The organism is Cellulomonas sp. PSBB021 (assembly GCF_002240455.1).
GTDB classification, from domain to species: Bacteria; Actinomycetota; Actinomycetes; order Actinomycetales; family Cellulomonadaceae; genus Cellulomonas; species Cellulomonas uda.
Genome location: NZ_CP021430.1, coordinates 1886585 through 1905092 on the forward strand (window position 1 = coordinate 1886585; position 18508 = coordinate 1905092).

At 72.8% G+C, this 18508-nt stretch carries 16 protein-coding genes and 1 pseudogene; 5 read left to right on the forward strand and 12 right to left on the reverse strand.

The window, feature by feature from the left end:
* The first annotated feature begins 1 nt into the window (after position 1).
* Positions 2-2110: an alpha-glucuronidase gene (locus tag CBP52_RS08515; RefSeq protein WP_198303550.1), complete on the forward strand. Its 2109-nt coding sequence runs from the start codon at positions 2-4 to the stop codon at positions 2108-2110.
* Between the two features lie 45 nt (positions 2111-2155).
* Here the strand turns inward: CBP52_RS08515 and CBP52_RS08520 are convergent, their stop codons facing one another.
* The 6 genes and pseudogenes from CBP52_RS08520 to CBP52_RS08545 all read right to left on the reverse strand — a co-directional run bounded on the left by CBP52_RS08520 (position 2156) and on the right by CBP52_RS08545 (position 8847).
* Positions 2156-2866: a DUF624 domain-containing protein gene (locus CBP52_RS08520; RefSeq protein WP_232514725.1), complete on the reverse strand. Its 711-nt coding sequence runs from the start codon at positions 2864-2866 to the stop codon at positions 2156-2158.
* Positions 2867-2938: 72 nt separating this feature from the next.
* Positions 2939-4615: an extracellular solute-binding protein gene (locus CBP52_RS08525; RefSeq protein WP_094182275.1), complete on the reverse strand. Its 1677-nt coding sequence runs from the start codon at positions 4613-4615 to the stop codon at positions 2939-2941.
* 107 nt (positions 4616-4722) lie between these two features.
* The gene (locus tag CBP52_RS08530; RefSeq protein WP_232514770.1) at positions 4723-5613 is read right to left on the reverse strand and encodes a carbohydrate ABC transporter permease; all 891 of its coding nucleotides are present in this window, start codon (positions 5611-5613) and stop codon (positions 4723-4725) included.
* Between the two features lie 47 nt (positions 5614-5660).
* Positions 5661-6664, reverse strand: a pseudogene (locus CBP52_RS08535) (ABC transporter permease).
* 159 nt (positions 6665-6823) lie between these two features.
* On the reverse strand, positions 6824-8263 hold the full coding sequence (gene uxaC, locus CBP52_RS08540) for a glucuronate isomerase (protein WP_232514726.1): 1440 nt from the start codon (positions 8261-8263) through the stop codon (positions 6824-6826).
* Between the two features lie 137 nt (positions 8264-8400).
* Positions 8401-8847 (reverse strand): MarR family transcriptional regulator, encoded by a 447-nt coding sequence (locus CBP52_RS08545; RefSeq protein WP_094180587.1) that lies wholly within the window; start codon positions 8845-8847, stop codon positions 8401-8403.
* Between the two features lie 63 nt (positions 8848-8910).
* Here CBP52_RS08545 and CBP52_RS08550 point away from each other — a divergent pair, with 63 nt between their 5' ends.
* Positions 8911-9138, forward strand: coding sequence for a hypothetical protein (locus CBP52_RS08550; protein ID WP_094180588.1), 228 nt, complete (start codon positions 8911-8913; stop codon positions 9136-9138).
* A 66-nt stretch (positions 9139-9204) separates the two neighbouring features.
* Positions 9205-9393 (forward strand): CsbD family protein, encoded by a 189-nt coding sequence (locus CBP52_RS08555; protein WP_094180589.1) that lies wholly within the window; start codon positions 9205-9207, stop codon positions 9391-9393.
* 138 nt (positions 9394-9531) lie between these two features.
* Here CBP52_RS08555 and CBP52_RS08560 read toward each other — a convergent pair whose 3' ends face one another.
* Together CBP52_RS08560 and CBP52_RS08565 are read right to left on the reverse strand one after the other, a co-directional pair.
* On the reverse strand, positions 9532-10347 hold the full coding sequence (locus CBP52_RS08560) for an alpha/beta fold hydrolase (RefSeq protein WP_094180590.1): 816 nt from the start codon (positions 10345-10347) through the stop codon (positions 9532-9534).
* 142 nt (positions 10348-10489) lie between these two features.
* Positions 10490-11320: a hypothetical protein gene (locus CBP52_RS08565; RefSeq protein WP_094180591.1), complete on the reverse strand. Its 831-nt coding sequence runs from the start codon at positions 11318-11320 to the stop codon at positions 10490-10492.
* Between the two features lie 148 nt (positions 11321-11468).
* Here CBP52_RS08565 and CBP52_RS08570 point away from each other — a divergent pair, with 148 nt between their 5' ends.
* Both CBP52_RS08570 and CBP52_RS08575 read left to right on the forward strand, forming a co-directional pair.
* Entirely contained in the window at positions 11469-12008 is a 540-nt protein-coding gene (locus CBP52_RS08570; protein ID WP_094180592.1) for a type 1 glutamine amidotransferase domain-containing protein, read from the forward strand.
* A 54-nt stretch (positions 12009-12062) separates the two neighbouring features.
* On the forward strand, positions 12063-12467 hold the full coding sequence (locus CBP52_RS08575; RefSeq protein WP_280525798.1) for a Fur family transcriptional regulator: 405 nt from the start codon (positions 12063-12065) through the stop codon (positions 12465-12467).
* Between the two features lie 25 nt (positions 12468-12492).
* Here CBP52_RS08575 and CBP52_RS08580 read toward each other — a convergent pair whose 3' ends face one another.
* From CBP52_RS08580 to CBP52_RS08595, 4 genes are all read right to left on the reverse strand, one after another.
* Entirely contained in the window at positions 12493-13440 is a 948-nt protein-coding gene (locus CBP52_RS08580) for a metal ABC transporter permease (RefSeq protein ID WP_232514408.1), read from the reverse strand.
* Positions 13437-14234 (reverse strand): metal ABC transporter ATP-binding protein, encoded by a 798-nt coding sequence (locus tag CBP52_RS08585; RefSeq protein ID WP_094180593.1) that lies wholly within the window; start codon positions 14232-14234, stop codon positions 13437-13439. The genes CBP52_RS08580 and CBP52_RS08585 overlap by 4 nt, the downstream gene beginning before the upstream one ends.
* Entirely contained in the window at positions 14231-15211 is a 981-nt protein-coding gene (locus tag CBP52_RS08590; RefSeq protein ID WP_094180594.1) for a metal ABC transporter solute-binding protein, Zn/Mn family, read from the reverse strand. The genes CBP52_RS08585 and CBP52_RS08590 overlap by 4 nt, the downstream gene beginning before the upstream one ends.
* A gap of 154 nt (positions 15212-15365) precedes the next feature.
* Positions 15366-18398, reverse strand: coding sequence for a UPF0182 family protein (locus tag CBP52_RS08595; RefSeq protein WP_094180595.1), 3033 nt, complete (start codon positions 18396-18398; stop codon positions 15366-15368).
* Positions 18399-18508 lie beyond the last annotated feature (110 nt).

An 18508-nucleotide genomic window follows, 5' to 3' on the forward strand; every position in this document is an offset into this window, starting at 1 on the left:
GGTGACGACACGTCCGACGAGCCCGACGGGCCGGCCCTGGCACGCGGCCTGGCTGCCCGACGAGGTGCTCCGCCCGGCCGGGCGACGGCGCGTGCGGCTGCTGGCCGACGGTGACGACCCGGTCCTGACCACCCTGCGCGACGAGCTCGTGCGGGCCACCGGGCTCCACGGCGGCGCCGTGGTGCACGACGAGCGCGCCCACCTGACCCTCGCGCTCGCGTCCGACGCGCGCGTCCTGCCCGCGCTGAGCGGCGCGGCAGGACGCGCGCTGGACCTCGCGCGACGGCCGGGGGTCGACGGCGAGCTCGGCCGCCAGGGCTTCGTCGTCGGACGGGACGGCGAGACCCTCGTCGTCGTCGCCGCGACCCCGGTCGGGCTGCTGGCCGGGTGGCACCACGTCCTGCGCACCGGCGAGCCGCTGTTCGACGAGCAGGTGCTCGACGAGGTCTCCGGGCTCGTCGACCACCTGCCCGCCGTCGCGATCCGCAAGCTCGACCACTGGGACAACATCGCCGCGGACTCCCCCATGGGCCCGGTCGAGCGCGGGTACGCCGGCGCGTCGCTGTGGTTCGCCGACGGTCGGCTGCGTGACGACCTCACGCGAGTGCACGACTACGCGCGCCTGCTCGCGCACGTCGGCGTCAACGCGGTGTGCGTCAACAACGTCAACGTGCACGAGCGCGAGTCGGCGCTGCTGACGTCCGGGCTGGACCAGGTGGCACGGCTGGCCGAGGTGTTCCGCGCCCAGGGCATCCGCACGTACCTCGCGGTGGACTTCGCCGCGCCGATCACCTCGGGTGCGCTCACGACGAGCGACCCGCTGGACGACGACGTGCGCGCCTGGTGGGCGAACGCCGCGGCCGGGGTGCACGCGGCGGTCCCGGACTTCGGCGGGTTCGTCGTCAAGGCGGACTCCGAGGGGCGGCCCGGGCCGTTCGCGTACGGCCGCTCGCACGCCGACGGCGCGAACCTGCTGGCGCGCGCGCTGGCCCCGTACGGCGGCACGGTGTTCTGGCGCGCGTTCGTGTACGACCACCGCCAGGACTGGCGGGACCGGAGCACCGACCGTGCCCGCGCCGCGTACGACCACTTCACCCCGCTCGACGGGCAGTTCGACGAGAACGTCGTCGTGCAGGTCAAGCTCGGGCCGGTCGACTTCCAGGTGCGCGAGCCCCTGTCCCCGCTCATCGCCGCGATGCCGCGCACCCGCCTGGCGATGGAGCTGCAGGTCACCCAGGAGTACACCGGCCAGCAGCGGCACGCGTGCTACCTCGCCCCGCTGTGGCGCGAGGCGCTCGACTTCCGGCCGTGGGGTCCGCTCGACCCCGCGCGGCCGGGCCGGACCGTCGCCGACGTCGTGCGCGGGGACGGGACGCTCGCCGGCGCGCTCGCCGCGGTGGCCAACGTCGGCGACGACCCGTTCTGGACCGGGCACCCCCTCGCGCAGGCCAACCTCTACGCGTACGGCCGGCTCGCGTGGGACCCGACCCTCGCCCCGTCGGCGCTGCTCGACGAGTGGCTCGCGCTGACGTTCCCCGGCTGCGACGAGCGCGTGCGCGCGACCGTGCACGCGGTCCTCGACGACTCGTGGCGCGTCTACGAGAGCTACACCGCGCCGCTCGGAGTCGGCTTCATGGTCAAGCCGAACGGCCACTACGGTCCCGACGTCGACGGCTACGAGTACTCCCCGTGGGGCACGTACCACTTCGCCGACCGTGACGGCATCGGCGTCGACCGCACGCGGGCCACCGGCACCGGGTTCACCGGCCAGTACCCGGCGCCCTGGTGCGACGTCTACGAGTCGCTCGACACGTGCCCCGACGAGCTCCTGCTGTTCTTCCACCACGTGCCCTACACGCACGTGCTGCACTCGGGCTCGACGGTGGTCCAGCACGTCTACGACACCCACGTCGCGGGCGCGCAGGCCACCGAGCGCATGCGCGAGACGTGGCGCGAGGTGCGGGGGCTGGTCCCCGACGCCGTGTACGCCCGCGTCGCGGAGCGGCTCGACGAGCAGGTCCGCTCCGCCGCCGAGTGGCGCGACCAGGTCAACACCTACTTCTGGCGCAAGTCCGGCATCCCCGACCCCGCCGGCCGCGTCATCCCCTGACCCGTCCCCGCCCCGGCCCGGTCCGCAGTCGGCGGAGGGGCGGGCTCAGTCGGTCGGGGACGTGAAGCGGGCGGTGACGTCGGCGACGACCGGCGTGGCGGTGCGGACCAGGCACGCCACGGCGAGGGTCGCGAGCGCCAGGACGAGGCGGTCCGTGGTGACCGTCGCCAGCGTCGCGCCCAGGACGACGAGCGTCAGGTTGCCGAGCGCGGCGACGGGGCGCGCCGCGAGGTAGTACGCCGCCAGCCGCACCACGTCCCGGGTCCGGAACGCGAACAGCGACGACAGCACGAGCGCGTTGCCCGCCCACACGAGCAGCGCGACGGCCACCACCAGCGACGCGACCGCCCAGCCCTGCCCGACGACGGCACCGGCGTGCAGGACGTCGACCGCCAACAGCGCGAGCACGACGAGCATGGGCACCCACCACGCGAGCACGTCCCGCCACGACAGGCGGTAGCCGCGCCAGAACCACGACGCGGGCGTGAGGTCACGCTGGTCGGGGGGCGAGACGAGGTAGGCGCGCCAGGCGTACGTCGCGGCGCCGAGCGCGGGTCCGAGCGGTACGAGGCACAGCGCGACGAGCGGCGCGTTGGACACCGAGCGGTCGAGCAGGACCAGGGCCAGCAGCCCGGGCAGCGCCGTGAGCAGGATCAGCAGCTCGATCACCAGCGCCCAGTACACCGCCGCCGACCAGCGCGACAGCGGTCCACGGCCGATCTCGGAGGCCGGGGTGCTGCGGTCCGTCACGGTCACGGTCCCTCCTCCTGACGCGCGGTGGCGGCCGGTGGCGGCCCGGGCACGCACCCGGACCGCCACCGGAGGCCGTCAGCCCTGCGCGCGCTCGAGCGCGGTGTTGAACGTGGCGACGTACTGGTCCATGTTCAGCGCCTTGAGCTCGCCGACGAACGCGTCCCACTCGGACAGGGGCCGCTTGCCGAGGATGAACGCGGCCGTGCCCTGCGTGACCGCGTCGTTGAGCGACGTCTGCCACAGGTTGACCTGCTCCTGCTCCATCTCCTCGAGCGGCGCGGCGGGTGCGAGCGGCAGCTCGGTCTTCGTCGACATCTCCTCGACGAACTCCTTGACCTCGTCGGAGGACGTGGACGCGACGAGCTCGTCGGACGACCCGTTGGCCAGCATGAACACACCGTTGCTGAAGCCGAAGTCGGCGTTGAGGAGCTTCGGCGCACCCGGGTTCAGGCCGTTCCAGTCGACGTCGTCGGCGAGCGTGCGGGTGTCGCCGTCCTTGGTGTACGTGGTGCCCTCGACCCCCCACTTGGCGAACTCGATGCCCTCGTCGGAGTAGTACAGCCAGTCGACGAACTGCAGCAGCGCGAGGAAGTTCGGGTTCTCGGCCGCCTTGGCCGACAGCATGAAGCCCGGACCGGTGCGGCTGCCCGCCGAGACGTTGTCGCCCGCGGGGCCGGACGGCACGCGCAGCAGCCGCAGCGTCGCGTCCGTGCCGGCGTCCGTGAAGGACGTGCGGTACGTGGTGATCTCCTGCGTGTTCCCGGAGATGGTGAGCGACTCGCCGGACGTGAACTTCTGGATCGCGGTGTCGTCGTCCTGCGTGATCGACTCGGGGTCGAGCAGACCGTCCGCGACGAGGCCCGCGAAGTACTCGACGAGCTGCTTGTAGCCCTCGGTCGCGGGCGCGTACTGGTACTCGCCCGACTCCTCGTCGTACCAGAGCCCGTTGCCGAAGCCCCACCCGGCGACCGTGCCGAAGTTCGGCGAGGCGATCTGCAGCGTCGCGCCGAGCGGGACGTTGTTGGTGGTCGACCAGCGGTCGGACATGGGCCACGCGTCGGGGTTCTTCTGCTTGAGGGTCGCGAGGTCGGCCTTGAAGTCGTCCCAGGTCTCGGGCGCCTCGGTGATGCCCGCGGCGTCCCACTGGTCCTGGCGCGTGACGATCGAGTACTGCGGCTGCGGCGACTCGAACAGGCCCGGGAGCATGTAGTACTTGCCGTCCACCTGGCGCAGGTTGTCGATCGCCTGCTCGAGTCCCCAGTCGGCGACCTTCTGCTGGAAGTTCGGCATGTACTGCACGTAGTCGCTGATGGGCAGGAGCGCACCGCCCGCGACGAACTGCGTCTCCTGGCCCGGGTAGGTCACCGGGATCAGGTCCGGCGCGTCGCCGGCCGAGATGATGAGCGACTTCTTCGCGTCCCAGTCGGACAGCGGGGCGCTCGTGATGTCGAACGACACCTTGGTGTTGGCCTTGAGCTCGGAGAAGAAGAGCCAGTCCTTCTTGAGCGGGTAGTTCGGGTGGTCCCGGTACAGCAGCGAGAACGTCACGGGCTCGGTCGCGACGAACGGCGTGCCGGCGGCGAAGTCGGCCATGGCGCCGACGCTGTGCTCCTCGTCGATAGTGACGCCGCTCGCGGTCGCGTCGCCTCCCGTCGCCTGTGGCTCCGGGTCGTCCGACGAGCACGCGGTGAGCGTCAGCACGAGCGCGGCCGCGGAACCGAACGCGACTACGCTCTTCTTCGTCGATCTCATGACCTTCTCCTTCTCCGGTGGAACTTCGTCGTCCTGCTCGGTGCTGGGAATGCGAACGGGGTCGATAGGGCGCACGCCGGGTTCACGGCCCGGCGTGCGCCCGCTCGTCATTGCTTGACCGCGCCGAGCATCACGCCCGACACGAAGTACCTCTGGATGAACGGGTAGAGGCACACGATCGGCAGGACCGTGAGCAGCATCGTCACGGACTGCACGTTGGAGGCGATCTGGGTCGTGTTGTCGAGGCTCCCGCCGGCCACCGTGGTCCCCGACGTCACGCCCGCCATGAGGTTGCGCAGGTACACCGTCACCGGGTAGTTGTGCGGGTCCGTCATGTACAGGTAGGCGGAGAACCAGCTGTTCCAGAACGCCACGGCGTAGAACAGCACCATCGTGGCGAGCACGGCCTTGGACAGCGGGATCACGATCCGGAAGAAGATGCCGTACGTCGACATGCCGTCGATCGCGGCGGCCTCCTCGAGCTCGTCGGGGAAGTTCTCGAAGAACGACTTCATGACGAGCAGGTTGAACACGCTGATCGCGTTCGGCAGCACGATCGCCCAGATGGTGTCCTTGAACCCGAGCGTGTTGATGAGCACGTAGTTCGGCACCAGGCCGCCGTTGAAGAACATCGTGAGCACCGCGACGCCGATGAAGAACGTGCGGCCCTTGAGGTGCTTCTTCGACAACGCGTACGCGTACGTGGTGGTGAGGGCCATCGCGATCGCGGTGCCGACGACCGTGTACACGACCGTGTTCTTGTAGTTGACCCAGAACATGTCGTCCGACATCACGACCTGGAACGTCGTGAGGTTGAACCCGCGCGGCACCAGGTTGACCTGGCCCGAGTTGATGTAGCCCTCGGAGCTGAACGCCTGCGCCACGATGTTGACGAACGGGTACAGCACGAGCGCGCACATCACGAGCAGCAGCGCCGCGTTCGCGACGCGGAACGCGGTGTAGCCCGCCCCGTCGCGCGGGCGGACCCCGCGCGGCACCCGCGCGCGCGGCCGGCCGAGGTCGACCTTCCTCGTCGTCACGTCGCTCACCACAGCGAGGCCCCACGGTGCGCTTGGAGATCGCGTTGGCCGACAGGATCAGCGTCAGGCCGATCAGCGCCTCGAACAGCCCGATCGCGGTCGCGTAGGAGACGCTGTTCGAGACGATGCCGACGCGGTACAGGTAGGTCGAGATGACGTCGGCCGTCGAGTAGATCACCGGGTTCTGCAGCAGCAGGACCTTCTCGAAGCCGACCGCCATGAACGAGCCGATGTTGAGGATGAGCAGCACGATCATCGTCGGCCGGATGCCGGGCAGCGTGATGTGCCACGTCTGGCGCCACCGGTTGGCGCCGTCGATCCGCGCGGCCTCGTAGAGCTGCTCGTCGATCGTCGTGAGCGCCGCGAGGTAGAGGATCGTGCCCCACCCGACGGTCTGCCACACCTCGGAGGTCAGGTAGATGGGGCGGAACCAGTCGGGGTCCTGGAAGAACGCGACAGCGGTCCCGCCGAGCGACGTGACGACCTGGTTGACCGTGCCCTTGGCGGCCGTGAGCTGGAAGACCATGCCGGCGACGATGACGACCGACATGAAGTGCGGGAGGTAGCTGATCGTCTGCACGGCGCGCTTGAACCGCCGCGAGCGCAGCTCGTTGAGCATGAGCGCGAGGACGACCGGTAGCGGGAAGACCACGACGAGCGTGAGGCCACCGAGGACCACCGTGTTCCAGAACGCGGACCAGAACGCGGGGTCCTGGATGAACATCCGCACGTAGTACAGGCCGACCCACTCGTCGCCGAAGATGCTCGAGCCGGGCCGGAAGCGGCGGAACGCCACGACGTTGCCGAGGATCGGCAGGTACCGGAACACCGCGAAGAAGACCAGCGGGAGCACGAGGAACGAGTACAGCCGCCAGTCACGGGCGAGCGCCTGGCGCCACGTGCGACGCGGTGGTCGGTCCAGGCGCGGGGGCCGCGAGCGTGCGCCCGGCCACCTCTGCGGCGCGCGCGGCTCCACGACGCTCGTCGCGCCTGCGGTGTCGCTGACCATGGGGCGAAGCTCCTCTCACCTCGTCGTGAGCCGGCAGGTCCTGATGTCGCCGTCCGGTGTGCCGCCGACGTCCCGTGACCGTGCGGGGCAAATCGGATGGCTAACGGTTGCCACGCATGTTGCCACAGGGGGTGCGGCGTGTACACCCTGCGAACCGCGTCAGATGGGTCGCTGGTACGACGCGAGCGGCAACCGGTACGCGAGGTCGACCGCCGTCTCGTGCGCCTCGTCCAGGTCCAGCCGGTGCTCCGCGACGAGCCGCGCGAGGAACCCCGCGTCCACCCGGCGCGCCAGGTCGTGCCGCGCCGGGATCGAGCAGAACGCGCGCGTGTCGTCCACGAAGCCCGTCGTGTTGTAGAAGCCCGCGGTGTCCGTCACGGCCTCGCGGAACCGCCGCATCGAGTCGGGGGTGTCGAGGAACCACCACGGCGCTCCGAGCCGCATCGCCGGGTACACGCCCGCGAGCGGTGCGAGCTCACGCGAGTAGGCGTCCTCGTCGACCGTGAACACGACCAGCCGGAACCGGGGATGGTGCCCGAACGCCTCGAGCAGCGGGCGCAGCCCGTGCACGAAGTCGGTCGCCACCGGGATGTCGTAGCCCACATCCGGTCCGCGCAGCGCGTCGACCTGGGTGTCGTACCCCCGCAGGACCCCGGGATGCAGCTGCATGACGAGGCCGTCCTCGCACGACGTCCGCGCCATCTCGAACAGCAGGTGCCCCGCGAGCGCGCCGGCCTGCTGCGCGTCGAGCGCGTGCCCGGCCTCGGCGGCACGCAGCGCGGCGACGACGAGCGCGTCGGCCTCGTGGTCGTCGAGGCGCTCCGCCCGCAGCGTCCGCATGCCGTGGTCGGTCGCGAGCGCACCGCGCTCGACGAAGTGGCCCCGGCGGACCGCCAGCGCCTCGACGAGCGTGCGCGCGTCGCGCACGCGCACCCCGGTGAGCTCGTCGAGCCGCGCGACGCGCTGCCCCCACCCGGGCGCCGCGGCGTCGAGCAGCGCGTCCGGCCGGAACGTCGGCACGACCCGGCCCGGCAGCCCCGCGTTCTCGAGCGCGGCGTGCGCGTCGAGCGGGGCGGTCGCGTCGTCGGTCGTGGCGAGCAGCTCGAGCTGGAACCGTTCGAACAGGGCACGCGGCCGCGTCTGCGGCTTGGCCAGCGCCTCGGCCATCTGGTCGTAGGTCTCGTCGGCGGTCTGCGCCGACGGGCGCACCGTCACGCCGAGCACGTCCACGAGCTCGTGCTCGAGCCAGAACCGCGTCGGCGTGCCGCGCAGCACGTGCCAGCGCGAGGCGACCTGCCGCCAGATCTCGCGCGGGTCACGCTCGACGGCGCCGCCGTCACGGCGCGGGACACCCAGCGCGTCGAGGCTCACGCCCTGCGAGACGAGCAGCCGCAGCAGGTAGTGGTCGGGTACGACGAGGAGCTCGGCGGGGTCACGGAACGGCTCGTCGGCCAGGAGCAGGTCCACGTCGACGTGGCCGTGCATCGAGACGAGCGGCAGGTCCTGGGTGCCGGCGAGCAGCTCGCGCGCGATGGCCCGGACGGTGGGCTCGGCCGGCAGCGCCCGGTCGGGGTCGAGGGTCAGGGCGGGGCGCGTCACCGCGGTTCCTTCCGGTCGCGGCCGGACCTCGTCGTCCGACTCTCTGCTGCAAACGTTTGCCATGCGAGTTTGTCACTTTCGCCGACATCGGCGCAACCAGGCACGTCACGCGACGGACGCACGCTCGGACGGCGCGCTCAGACCGCCCGCTCGCACGCGTCGAGCATGCGCAGCGCGGCGTCCCGCACCCGCGCGGCCTCGTCGACGTCGATCCCCAGCCGGTCGAGCATCGCGGCGGGCACGCCGACGGCCTGCGCGCGCATCGCGGCACCCGCGTCGGTGAGCTCGATGAGCAGCGCGCGCTCGTCCCGCTCGTCCGTCCGGCGCGCGACGAGCCCACGGTCCTCGAGCCGGCGCACGAGCGGCGACGCGGTGGCCGGCTCGAGGTGCAGACGCCCGGCGAGCCCCGCGAGCGACATCGGCCCGTGCTGCCACAGCGCGAGCATCGCGAGGTACTGCGGGTGCGTCAGGCCGAGCGGCTCGAGCAGCGTGCGGTAGGTCCCGACGAGCGCACGGGCGGCGGCGGACAGCGCGAGGCACACCTGCGCCTCGAGCGCGAGAGGGTCGTCGGTCACGCGCGTCATCCTAGGTCGATCGTGAGGGCACTTATAGTGAGGGCACTTATCACCGTCGCCAGGAGGCACCGCATGTCCCGCTCGCCGCGCACCGGTCGCGCGTTGACCGACTGGCTCGCGCGTCACCTCCTCGGCCCCGCGCAGGTCGGCGACAGCCGCGAGCCCGCACGCCCGACGACCGAGCAGGAGCACGCCCGCGAGCAGGAGCTGCGCAGCACCCTCGTGCGGGTGCAGGACGCCAACGGACGCACCTACCTCGTCGAGCGGTCCGCCACCGAGCCCGACGAGCGCGACGTCTGACGCTCGCCGCGCGCCCCCCGCGGCGAGCGGTTACGTTCGAGACAACCACGAGGGAAGGACGACGCGATGGGTCTCGACGACAAGATCAAGCACCAGGGCGAAGAGCTCGCGGGCAAGGCCAAGGAAGGCCTCGGCAAGGCCACGGGCGACGAGGACACCGAGCGTGAGGGCCGCGCCGAGCAGGCCGAGGCCGGCGTCAAGCAGGCCGGTGACCACGTGAAGGACGCCGCGAAGGACGTCAAGGACGCCTTCTGACGGCAGCCGAGCAGACCTGGGCGCTCCCAGCGGGCGACCAGGACGCGACGAGGGCGGGACCACGCGGTCCCGCCCTCGTCGCGTCTCAGGCGAGCGCGGCAGCCCCGCTCGTCATCCCGCGTGCGCGCTCGGCGCGCGTCACCCGTGGGCGAGCTCGGCGCGCAGGAGCGCTGCGGTGGCCTCGGCGGCGATCTCGTGCCCCGCACCGCCCGGGACCTCGACGTACCGCGCGGCCGCCAGCTCGCCCGCGAGCGCCGCGCCAGCCGCACGCAGCGTCGGCCACGTCTGCGCACCGCAGACCACGAGCGTCGGGACCGCGAGCGCACGCATCGCGGGGGTCGGGACGTTCGGCGCGGCCGTGATCGTCGCGTCGTACACGCACGTCTGCGCGAGCTCCTCGAGCGCGTGCCAGCCCGGTGACCGTCGCGCCTGCTCGACCATCGCCGCCGGCAGGCCGATGACCTCGCGCTGCATGGTGGCGACGGCGTCGCCCAGGTGTCCCTCGGCGACGAGACCGGCGAGCCGGCGCGGCACGTCCGGCGCCGCGGCGGGCAGGCCGGCGAGCGAGAACGGCGCCTCGTACAGCACGAGGGCCGTGACGGGCAGGCCGGCCGCCGCCGCGTGCAGCGCGAGGTTCGCGCCCGACGAGAAGCCCAGCACCGCAGCGCGGCCGCCCTCGGCCGCGACCACCGCCTCGAGGTCCTCCACCTCGCGGTCGACCGTGTAGGAGAACGCCTCGTGCGGGACGATCGCGTCGCCGCTGTCCCCCCGGCCCCGCCGGTCCACGAGCACGGACGTGAACACGTCCACGAGGAGCTCGGCCAGCGGGCGGAACACCTCACGCGTGGTGAACGCGCCCCCGACCATCACGAGCGGCGGGCCGACGCCCGAACGCTCGTACGCGATCGTCGTCCCGTCGCCCGACCGAGCCGTGCAGAGCTCACCCGCGGTCATGAGCCTTCCCTCCGCCCCCGGGACGCCGATGTCCCGGTCCCTGCGTCCACCGTAGGACGCACGCGACGGGACGACGAGGTCCCTGCACCCGGTTGTGGACGACGAGGCGTCAGCTCCGACCCGGCACCGGATCGGCGCCGGGTCAGTCCTGCGCGGCGTCGAGCCCGAGCAGTCGCCGCCACGCGCGGTGGTGCTCCACGCACACGCAGCCCGGCTCGTCGAACGCCGACGCCACGAGCGCCGCCTCACGCTCGAGCACCGCCGCACCCTCGTCGACGAACGTGAACTGCGCTCCCCCGGCGACCTCGGGCGTGTCCGTCTCCACCCCCACGCTCCACGCGACGCCCGCCGCCTGTGCCGCGGCGACGGCCGGCCGCGCGAGCGCGACGATCCCGTCGGCGCCGTCCGCGTGGTCCGCGAACGCGACGACCACCACGCGCTCGACCCGCCGCAGGACCGCGTCGAGCAGCGTGCCCGGCTCGTCCGGGGCGGGCACGGTCGTGAGCCACCACGGCGCGTCCGCCCCGAGCGGGACGTCCACGGCCGCGCGCGTCGCGTCGAGCACCGCGAGCCACGCGCGCGCGCCCGGGGCCGGGTCCGTCTGCCACGCGGGCAGGGTCCACGGCTCGACGTCGAGCTGCACCGCGTCGAGCGCGCCGCCCGCCGAGCGCAGCGCGGCGTCGGCCCACGTCGCGGCGAGCGCGGGCTGGTCGAGCCAGCCCGGGTCGCCGCCGAGCGCACCCACGGCGACGCCCGCAGCGCGCAGCGCGCGCGCCGCGTCGCCGAACCACTCCCCGACGGGCCCCTCGTCGGCCGCCCACGGGGCCGCGAGGTGCACGCGGCCCAGCCCGCGCGTGGCCGCGAACGCCGCGAGCGGGGCAGGTGCGGCCGGCGCGTACCCCCGCCCACGCGCGTCGTCCTGCTGCGACACCGGGTTGTCCCACGCCCACATCGACCCCACCGCGCTCGTCATGGCGCCACCGTGGCACGCGGCGCGGCGTCGCGCGCGGCGGGCGCACGCCGCGCGCGGCGGGTGCATGTGGCGCGCGGCGTCGCCGCTCGACGTGCCGACCCGGACGGGGCGTGCCTAGCCTGACCGGACCGACCACGAGGAGGACCCCATGTCGCTCGACGACCGCACCGTCGCCTTCCTGCTCACCGACGGCTTCGAGGACAGCGAGCTCACCCACCCGTGGGCGGCCCTGACGGACGCCGGAGCGCGCGCGTCGCTCGTGTCCCCCACGGACGTCACGGTCGTCGGGAAGAACGGGTACGAGCAGAACATCGACCTCCCGGTCGCCACCGCCGACGCCGCCGACTTCGACGCGCTCGTGCTGCCGGGCGGCGTGGTCAACGCGGACGACCTGCGGATGTCGCAGGACGCCGTCCGGTTCGTGCGCGAGTTCGTCGACGCGGGCAAGCCCGTGGGCGTGATCTGCCACGGCGCGTGGGTCCTCGTCGAGGCGGACGCGGTCCGCGGGCGGCGCATGACGAGCTACCCGTCGCTGCGCACCGACCTGACGAACGCGGGCGCGCAGTGGGTGGACGAGCAGGTCGTCGTCGACGGGCCGCTCGTGTCCAGCCGGACGCCCGACGACCTGCCCGCGTTCGGCGAGGCGCTCGTCGAGGCGGTCGGCGCGGGTGGCACGTCCCGGGGCTGACGCCGTCCGGCACGGCCGCGCCACGTAGACTCGGGCGACCCCCGGGAGGTGCACGTGATCGGTCAGCGCACGACGCGCCAGCGACGCGCGATCGGCCAGCTCATGGACGAGCTCGCGGACTTCCGCAGCGCGCAGCAGATCCACCAGCTCCTCGCGCAGCGGGGCGAGGACATCGGCCTGGCGACGGTGTACCGCACGCTCGGGGCGATGGCCGCGAGCGGCGAGTTCGACGTGCTGCGCACCGCGACCGGCGAGACGCTGTACCGCCGGTGCGAGCGGCAGGGGCACCACCACCACCTCGTGTGCCGCAGCTGCGGGCGCACCGTCGAGGTGCAGGCCGCCGCGTTCGAGACGCTCGTCGCCTCGCTGTCCGACGAGACGGGCTTCGTGGACGTGTCGCACACGCTCGAGCTGTTCGGCACGTGCGCGACGTGCGCCGAGGAGCTCGCGACCTCCTGACGGGGCCGACGAGGGACGCGGCCGTTCAGGCCGCGACGGCCTGCGTCCTGCGCGCCCAGCCGCGCCGCGTGCGCGCGCGTCCGACGAGCCGGCACACGACGTAGATGACGAACGAGATCGTCGTGACGTACGGGCTGATCGGCACCGAGCCGCCGAGCGCGAGCAGGATCCCGCCGACCGCGCTGGTCATCGCGAACCCCACCGACAGCAGGGGCACCACCACGGGCGACGCCGACACGCGCGTCGCGGCCGCGGCGGGCGTGATCAGCAGGGACAACACGAGCAGCGCGCCGACCACCTGCACCGCGAGCGCGACCGCCAGCCCGAGCAGGAGCATGAACGCCAGACCCAGGGCGCGCGTCGGCACACCGCGCGCGGCCGCCACGTCCGGGTCCACGCTGGCGAACGTCAGCGGGCGCCACATCGCGAGCAGGCCCGCGACGACGAGCGCGGCGACCACCAGGAACACCGACAGCCGGGTCGAGTCCACCGCCACGACCTGCCCCGTGAGCAGCCCGAACTTGTTCGCCGCACGGCCCGGGTAGAGCGCGAGGAAGAGCACGCCGAGGCCCAGCCCGAACGGCATGAGCACGCCGATGATCGAGTTCCGGTCGCGCGCACGCGTGCCCAGCAGACCGATCACGACCGCCGCGACGACCGAGCCGAGCACCGCGCCGAGCATGACGTCGACCGACAGCAGCAGCGCCGCCGCCGCGCCCGCGAACGACAGCTCGCTGATCCCGTGCACCGCGAACGCGAGGTCGCGCTGCATGACGAACACCCCGACGAGACCGCCGACGAGCCCGAGCACCGCGGCCGCGATCAGCGAGTTGTGCACCAGGCCGAGCAGCGCGCCGTAGTCGCTGAAGTCGAACACCCGCCGCCACCAGTCGTCGGCGACCTCCGCCCGCACCCCGGCGGGCGCAGCGCTCGTCAGGGCGCTCGTCAGGGCGCTCGTCGCGAGCACGCTCATGCCTCGGCCTCCTCGACGTGGTGGTGCTCGTCGTCGCCGCCGACGATGACGACGCGCCCGTGCGAGCGCAGGACGTCGACGGGCGTGCCGTACAGCGCGGTGAGCCGGCTCGAGGTGAGGACCTCGTCGGGCGCGCCGATCGCGTGCCCGGCGGGTCCCAGGTACAGGACGCGGTCCGTGTACGGGAGCACGGGGTTGATCTCGTGGGTCACGAACACCACGGCCGTGCCCCGCTCGCGGCGCATGGCGTCGATCAGCGCGGTGACCTCGTGCTGGTGGCGCAGGTCCAGCGACAGGAGCGGCTCGTCGCACAGCAGCAGCCCGGGCTCCGTGCCGAGCGCCTGCGCGATGCGCACGCGTTGCTGCTCACCGCCCGAGAGCATGCCGAGCGGGACGTCCGCGTACGACGTCGCCCCGACCGCCGCGAGCAGCTCGTCCACCCGCGCACGCGTGCGGCGCCCGCCGACACCCCACCGGTCGCCGTCGAGGCCGAGCCGCACCAGGTCCCGCGCACGCACGGGCGTCGCCGGGTCGATCAGCCGCTGCTGCGGGATGTACCCGACCGCGCGGCTCCCGCGGCGCGGCGGGCGGCCCAGGATGCTCAGGCGCCCGCCGTCGAGCGGCGCGAGCCCCAGGATCGCGCGCAGCAGGCTCGTCTTGCCCGACCCGTTGGGGCCCAGCACGGTGAGGAACTCCCCCGGTCGCACGACGAGGTCGAGGTCCGACCACACGACGCGCGGCCCGTAGGCCAGCCGCGCCCCCGCGAGCTCGAGCGGCGCCGCCGGTGCGCTCACGCGAGCGCCTGGGCGAACGCGTCCAGGTTCCCCGCCATCCACGACACGTAGTCCTCGCCCTCCGGCAGCGTCTCGGTCACGTCCACGACGGGGCGCCCCGCGGCCTGCGCCGCCTCGAGCACCTGGTCCGTCTGCGGACCCGTCGTCTGCTCGTTGTACACGAGGAACGCCACCTGGGGCGACGACACGAGGTCGAGCATCTCGCTCATCGCGGCCGGCGGGACGTCGGTCTCCTCCTCGACCGCCGCCGAGAACTGCGGGGGCGTGCGGTCCACGAGCCCCGCCGCCTCGACGAGGAACAGCGGGACCGGCTCGGTCGCGAGCACCTCGGCACCGCCGTGCTCCTCGGCGAGCCGCGCGGCCCGCTGCTCGAGCTCGGCGAGCCGCCCGACGAAGGCGTCCGCGTTGGCCCGCAGCTGCGCCGCGTGCTCGGGTGCGAGCGCCGCTAGCTCGTCCGCGACGTCCAGGGCGACCGCCTCGACCGTCGGCAGGTCGTACCAGACGTGCTCGTTGCCCTCGCCGTGCGCGTGGCCGTCCTCGGCGTGCGTCTCCTCGGCGTGCGTCTCCTCGGGCGACTCGTCGGCGTGCGCGTCGTCGGCCGCGTGGGAGTCGACCGCGACGACGACCGGCGGCGCCTGGTCGAGCGCGTCCAGCAGCTGCGACGCGAAGTCGTCGTAGCCCCCGCCGTTGACGACGACGAGGTCGGCGCGCGACATCGCGAGCTCGACGCGCGCGTTCGCCTCGAACGAGTGCGGGTCGACGGACGGGTCGTCGACGACCGACGTGACGTCGACGAGGTCGCCGCCGACCTGACGCACGACGTCGCCCCAGACGTTGGTCGACGCGACGACCGACAGCGTGGCGTCGTCGGACGCGCCGTCGGGCCCGTCGTCCGACGAGCAGGCGGCGAGAGCGAGGGCAAGGACGAGGGCGCCCGCCCCGGAGCGGGCGAGCGAGGTGGCGGCGCGGGCACGCATCGAGGACCCCTTTCACGGTGCCGCACCGTGCGGCCAGCGATAACGATAGCAGTTCCCAATAAGGATCTGGACCGTGCGACCCCGGTTCCTCGGAGACCGACGAGGGGGCCCGCGCCCACCCGGGCACGGACCCCCTCGTTCGTCGGGTCGGTCGTCAGCTGCCGGCCGTGGCCGTCGGCGCCGGCGTCGCCGCCTGCGTCGGCGTCACCGCGGTACCGCCCTCGAGCCTCGCCTCGGCGTCGAGCGCGTCCGCGATCGCCTGGTCGAGCGCGTCCTGCGACTCGCCGTACGCCGCGAAGTCACCCTCGGCGAGGGCCGCCTGACCCTCCTGGATCGCGACCCGCGCCCGCTCGAGCGCGTCCGCCAGGTCCGCCCGCGCCTTGGCGTCGGCGTCGCCGGGCTCCTGCGGCGTGGTCGGCTCCTCGGGCTTCTCACCACCCGTCCCCGGGTCCTCGCCGGCCGGCGGGGCGCCGGGGTCGGTCTCGACCCCCGAGTCCCCGTCGAACACGTCGTTGAGCGCGCCGTCGAGCGTCTCGGAGATCGCCACCTCGTCGCCGAACGCGACGATCACGCGCTGCAGCAGCGGGAACGTCGTCCCCGTCTCGGCCTGGAGGTACACGGGCTGGACGTAGAGCATCCCGTCGCCCACCGGGAGCGCGAGCAGGTTGGCGCGCACGATGTTCGCGCCACCACGGCCGAGCAGCGTGAACTCCTCGGCGACCTTCGAGTCGGTCGTCATGTTGTTGTTCACCTGGCCGGGGCCCGGCACCGAGCCGTCCCGGGGCAGCTCCAGCAGCCGGATCTTGCCGTACCCGGGCGCCTTCGTGCCGTCCTGCGACCCCGCGTCCGCGTCGACCGCGATGTACCCGCGCATCACGTTGCGGGCCTGCTGACCGAACGGGATGAACGTGGACGTGAGCGAGAAGCTCGCGCTCTTCTCCTCGGGCATCCGCAGCGTCATGTAGTACGGCGGCTGCGCGACGTTGCCCGCGGTGTTCGGGTCGTCCGGGACGGCCCAGAAGTCCGTGCCGGTGAAGAACTGCTTCGGGTTGCTCACGTGGTAGCGGGCGAGCAGCTCACGCTGCACCTTGAACAGGTCCTCGGGGTAGCGCAGGTGCGCCATGAGCTCGCCCTCGATCTCGCTGAGCGGCTGCAGCGAGGTCGGGAAGATCTCCTGCCACGCCCGCAGGATCGGGTCCTCGTCGTCCCACGCGTACAGCGTCACCGTGCCGTCGTACGCGTCGACCGTCGCCTTGACCGAGTTGCGGATGTAGTTCGCGGTCTTCGGCTGCAGCGCCTGGACGGTCTGCGACGACTGCGTGAGCGAGTCGACCGTCGCGTCGTCGAGCGTGACCTGCGCGGCGTACGGGTACTGGCTGCTCGTCGTGTAGCCGTCGACGATCCACACCACACGCCCGTCGACCACGGCCGGGTACACGCGCCCGTCGAGCGTCAGGTACGGCGCGACCTTCTCGACCCGGTCGCGCGGGCTGCGGTCGTACAGGATCTGCGAGTGCTCGTTCACGCGGTCCGAGAACAGGATCTGCTCCGAGCCGAACTTCACGGCGTACAGCAGCTTGTTCCACGCGTTGCCGACGCTCGGTCCCGCCGAGACGTCCTGCGTCGGGAAGCGCGTGTTGACCGAGCCGCCGCCGTCGTTCGTCGGACGGTCGAGCTCCCAGTCCGAGCCCTCGGGCCCGCCGACGATCGAGTACTGCGGCGAGCCCGGGCTGAAGTAGATGCGCGGCTCGTACTCGCCCAGCACGCCCTTCGACGGGATGCCGCTCTCGAGGAACGACGGGGCGCCGCGCGCCGCGGTCCGGTTGCCCGCCGCGGCGACCACGCCGTAGCCGTGCGTGTAGACCGTGACGTCGTTGGTCCAGTTGCGCTGCGACGCCTCGAGACCGCTGAGGTTGAGCTCGCGCGCGGCGATCACGGTGTCCTGGCTCTCGCCGTCGATCTCGTACCGGTCGACCGAGAGCGTGTCGGGGAAGCTGTAGAACGTCGTGACCTGCTGCAGCTGCTTGAACGACGGGCTGACGACCTGCGGGTCGAGCAGACGGATCGACGCCGCGGTCTCCGCGTCGTCGCGCAGCGCCTGCGGCTCCGCCGTGACCTTGGCGTCGTACTCCTTCACGTCGACGTCCTCGATGCCGTACGCGTCGCGCGTCGCCTCGATGTTGCGCTTGATGTACTCCGCCTCGGCGTCCTGCTGGTTCGGCTGCACCTGGAAGCGCTGCACGACGGCCGGGTAGATGCCGCCGACGGCGATCGCCGCGACCACCATCAGCCCCACGCCGATCAGCGGCATGCGCCAGTTGCCGCGCACCGCCGTCACGACGAACGTGACCGCGACGAACACCGCGATGCCCGCGAGGATCGCCTTGGACGGGATCACCGCGTGCACGTCGGTGTACGCGGCGCCGTCGAACTTCTCCGCGGTCTTGGTGAGGATCGAGTAGCGGTCCAGCCAGTAGTTGGCGGCGACGAGCAGCATGAGCACCGCGGCGATCACCGACAGCTGGATGCGCGCGGCCCGCGTGGTGCGCGGCATGTCGTTGCTGCCGCCGACCCGCAGGCCGCCGTACAGGTACTGGGTCGCGAGCGCCGCGACGCCCGAGAGCACCGTGACCGCGATGAGGAACGACACGACGAACCGGATGCCGGGCAGCACGAACAGGTAGAAGCCCAGGTCGATCCCGTACTGGGGGTCGGCCGTCCCGACGTGCTGCGCGTGCATCCAGAGCTGGACCGTGTCCCAGCGCTGCGACACCGCGGCACCGGCGAACAGGCCGAGCAGCGCGGGCGCGACGATCATGACGAGCCGGCGCAGCGGCTCGATGGCCTCGCGGTACTGGTCGAGGCTCGCCTGCTCGGGCGTCGACGGCGCGTACACGGGCCGGGAGCGGTACGCGTACCGCATCGTCAGCCCCACAGCGACGGCCATCGCCAGGAAGCCGACGACGAACAGCACGGCGCGCGTGCCCCACTCGGTGCGCAGCACCTCGATGAACCCGAGCTGGTCGAACCACAGCCACTCGGTCCACACCTGGGCGAGGATCAGGACGAGCACGACGATCGCGCCGAGCACGATCAGCGTCGGGACGAGCGCACCGCGCCGCCTCTCGCTCGGACGGCCGGCTGGTCGGCCGGCGCTCGGGTTGCGGGGTGTGCTGGCGAAGCTCACGTCGGTGCGGTCCTCGTCGTCTCGGTGTCGTGTACTCGCCCAGCCCAACGCGGGCGGACGGGCCCAGGTTCCCACACGCCCGGTCCGAGGTGTCAGGTCCCGCCGTGGCG